Annotated in this window: 3 protein-coding genes; all 3 read right to left on the bottom strand. The window is 64.6% G+C overall.

What is annotated here, in order from left to right; all coding sequences use genetic code 11:
* Positions 1-168: 168 nt before the first annotated feature.
* Positions 169-1026: a peptide chain release factor N(5)-glutamine methyltransferase gene (gene prmC, locus AC1D1X_RS19090; RefSeq protein WP_477698902.1), complete on the bottom strand. Its 858-nt coding sequence runs from the start codon at positions 1024-1026 to the stop codon at positions 169-171.
* 91 nt (positions 1027-1117) lie between these two features.
* Complete coding sequence (prfA, locus tag AC1D1X_RS19085) at positions 1118-2239, bottom strand: peptide chain release factor 1 (protein ID WP_477669830.1); 1122 nt, start codon at positions 2237-2239, stop codon at positions 1118-1120.
* A gap of 107 nt (positions 2240-2346) precedes the next feature.
* Positions 2347-3309, bottom strand: a 963-nt coding sequence (gene hemA, locus AC1D1X_RS19080; protein ID WP_477698901.1) for a glutamyl-tRNA reductase, incomplete at its 5' end; no start/stop codon positions are given.

Genomic DNA, 3309 nt, shown 5'->3' with positions numbered 1-3309 from the left:
TTGCTGGGTAGGGTCTGTAGTGCTCATGGTGAATCCTTTTGGGGTGTGGGCCGAAGCGCCCGTGCCGGGCCGAAAAATGCGCTTCGGCGAGGCTGTTTCAAACACATGGAATCTGGAAACCAGAATTCAACCTGCCGATTATCCTGCCGTTTGATTTCCCGTGTGGATTCATCGTTCGCCCGGCCACAGCCCGCCAGAGCAGCGTTCAATGCCCGCCAGGTCCCGCCGGCTCTGAACCTGTACAAAGCCCTCCTGCGCCAGCAGTGACCGCGCGGCTTCAGCCTGGTCGTAGCCATGCTCCAGCAGCAGCCAGCCGCCTGGCAGCAGGCTGGCGGGCGCCTCCCGGGTGATCTCCCGGATGTCCTCCAGCCCGTCCGGGCCGGCGGTCAAGGCTGCCAGGGGCTCGTGAACCAGGGCAGCCAGATGTGGGTCAGCGCTGGCAATGTAGGGCGGGTTGCTCACGATCAGGTGAAGGTGCCCGCTGACTTCCCGCAGCCAGTGACTTTGAATGAAATCGATATCCAGGTTCAGGCGGGCCGCATTGCCTCTGGCGACATCGAGTGAGTATGCACTCACATCTACGGCTGTCACGCGGCCCTGACGGCCGGTTGTCTGCAGGCTGTGGGCAATGGCCAGGGCAATGGCCCCGCTGCCGGTGCCAAGGTCCAGAATTCCCGGCTCTGGCGGCGTGCCGGGGGCCTGCAGCAGCTCAAGCGCCCAGCTCACCAGCGTTTCGGTGTCGGGGCGCGGCACCAGCACACGGGCATCCACCTGAAGCGTCAGGCCGAAAAACTCCTTGCTGCCTACGATGTAAGCCAGCGGTTCTCCGCTGGCGCGGCGCAGGCACAGCGCCTGGAAACGCTGCGCGACATCTTCTGCCAGTTCGTCCRTATCGTGGGCCAGCAGCCAGGCGCGGGCATGCTCCGGTTTGCCCAGCGCATGCAGCAATAACAACTGGGCATCCAGGCGGTCCAGCCCCAATGCCTGAGCGGCAGCCAGGGCTTGCGCGCAGGTAAGTCCGCTCAACTGAACCTCCTTGAAGTGCTATGAAAATAGTAGCTGCTTGCGCACATCCTGATTGGGCTAGAGGCCTTTTTTGTTATTCAACTTCTGATGTTCAGGCGCCATTGTTGGCGGTCTCGAGCTCCGCCAGCAGCTCGGCGCCGCGCGCCACCTGCAGGGCCGTGACCACATCGCCCAGGTCGCCTTCCATGATGGCCAGGAGCTTGTACAGCGTCAGGTTGATGCGGTGGTCGGTCAGCCGCCCCTGCGGGAAGTTGTAGGTGCGGATGCGGTCGCTGCGGTCGCCCGTGCCCACCAGCCCCTTGCGCAGGGCTGCGTCCTTGGCGGCGCGCTCGGAGCGGTCTTTTTCGTGGATGCGTGCGGTGAGTACCTTGAGCGCCTGGGCCTTATTGCTGTGCTGGCTTCGCCCTTCCTGGCATTCCGCGACGATACCGGTCGGGATGTGCGTGATGCGCACGGCCGAATCCGTCTTGTTGATGTGCTGGCCGCCGGCGCCGCTGGCGCGGTAGGTATCGATGCGCAGGTCGGCTGGGTTGATCTGGATGGCCACGGCTTCGTCGGGCTCCGGCATCACGGCCACCGTGCAGGCGCTGGTATGGATGCGGCCTTGCGTTTCAGTGGCGGGAACGCGCTGCACACGGTGACCGCCCGACTCAAAGCGCAGCTTGCCATACACGCCGACGCCCAGGGAATCCGTGGCGCCGTCAATGCGCAGCACGACTTCCTTGTAGCCACCCAGTTCGCTGGAGGATTCACTGATGATTTCCACTTGCCAGCGGTTGCGTTCGGCAAAGCGGGTGTACATGCGGAACAGGTCACCTGCAAACAGCGCCGATTCATCCCCCCCGGTGCCGGCCCGGATTTCGATGAAAGCCGCGCGCGCGTCGTCCGGGTCCTTCGGAATCAGCATCAGCTGCAGGGCCTCGTCGATCTGCGCGATATCGGCTTTGGCCGCGGCGATTTCTTCCTCCGCCATCGCAGCCATTTCCGGGTCATCTTTGGCTTCAGCCAGCATGCCTTCAGCACTGCTGAGGTCGGCCTCGCGACTGGTGAGCCGCAAGTACTGGTCGGCGATCACGCTGGCTTCGGCGTGCTCCCGGGTCAGCGAACGGAAGCGGTCCAGGTCGCTGACCACGTCGCTGGCAGACAGCAATGCGTCCAGCTCGTGCAGCCGCAGCAGCTGGCGGTCCAGGGTTTGGCGAAGAAAAGGTTTCATGGAAATGGAGGACTGGAAAAAGGGGGCCAGAAGGCCGTCAACAACGACGCTCCGCCAGCGGAGCCACCGGCTTGCGCCGGCACAGGAAGTCAGTGCGTTGGCGGCCGCTAACGCTCTTTGTCGTCGGACTGGATTTTGGGCAGCTGGCCGCGCAAAAACAGCCTGGATACGGTCTGTGCCGTGGCTTCGCGGCTGTTGGCGTCGCCCGCATGCAGCTCGGCCAGCGCGCCGTGCAGCATTTTCTGGGTGAGGCCGCGGGTCAGTGCGTCCAGCACCGTGTCGATGGGCTCGCCCCGGGCCAGCAGCTTTTTTGCTCGCACGATTTCGGCAGCGCGCCACTCGTCGGTCTGCGCATTGAGCTGCTGGATCAGCGGCACGCTGCGGCGCTGGCCCAGCCAGTGCATGAAGTTCTGCACACYGGCGTCGATGATGACCTCGGCCTGSGCCACGGCGGCCTTGCGGYTGTCCTTGCCGGTCTGCACCACGTGSGCCAGGTCGTCCACCGTGTAGAGGTAGATGTCGGGCAGSGCCTTGACTTCGGGTTCGATGTCGCGCGGCACGGCCAGGTCGACCATGAACATCGGGCGATGTTTGCGCAGCTTGACGGCGCGCTCGACCGCGCCCAGGCCGATGATGGRCAGCGTGCTGGCGGTGCAGCTGATCACGGCGTCGAACTCATGCAGGCGGCTGGGCAAATCGGCCAGGCGCATCACCTCGGCGCCGAAGCGGCCGGCCAGCTTCTCGCCGCGCTCCAGCGTGCGGTTGGCGATTGCCATGGCTTTGGGGTTTTTGGCGGCAAAGTGGGTGGCCGCCAGGTCGATCATCTCGCCGGCGCCGACAAACAGCACTTTGATGTCGCTCAAATCTTCAAACAGCTGGCCGGCCAGCCGCACGCTGGCCGCTGCCATGCTGATGCTGTGCGCGCCGATTTCGGTGCTGCTGCGCACTTCCTTGGCCACGGCAAAGGAGCGCTGAAAGAGCTGGTGCAGGGTGGTGCCCATGGCGCCTGCGTCTTCGGCGGCGCGCACGGCGTCTTTCATCTGGCCCAGAATTTGCGGTTCGCCCAGCAC

This window comes from Polaromonas sp. P1_G4 (assembly GCF_056405475.1).
Note: the sequence above shows the minus strand (reverse complement) of the source record. Positions and strands in the feature narration are given on the sequence as shown.

What these genes read in the sequence shown, in the direction of transcription:
- prfA (WP_477669830.1), bottom strand. Translation starts at nt 2,239, where the DNA reads ATGAAACCTTTTCTTCGCCAAACCCTGGACCGCCAGCTGCTGCGGCTG.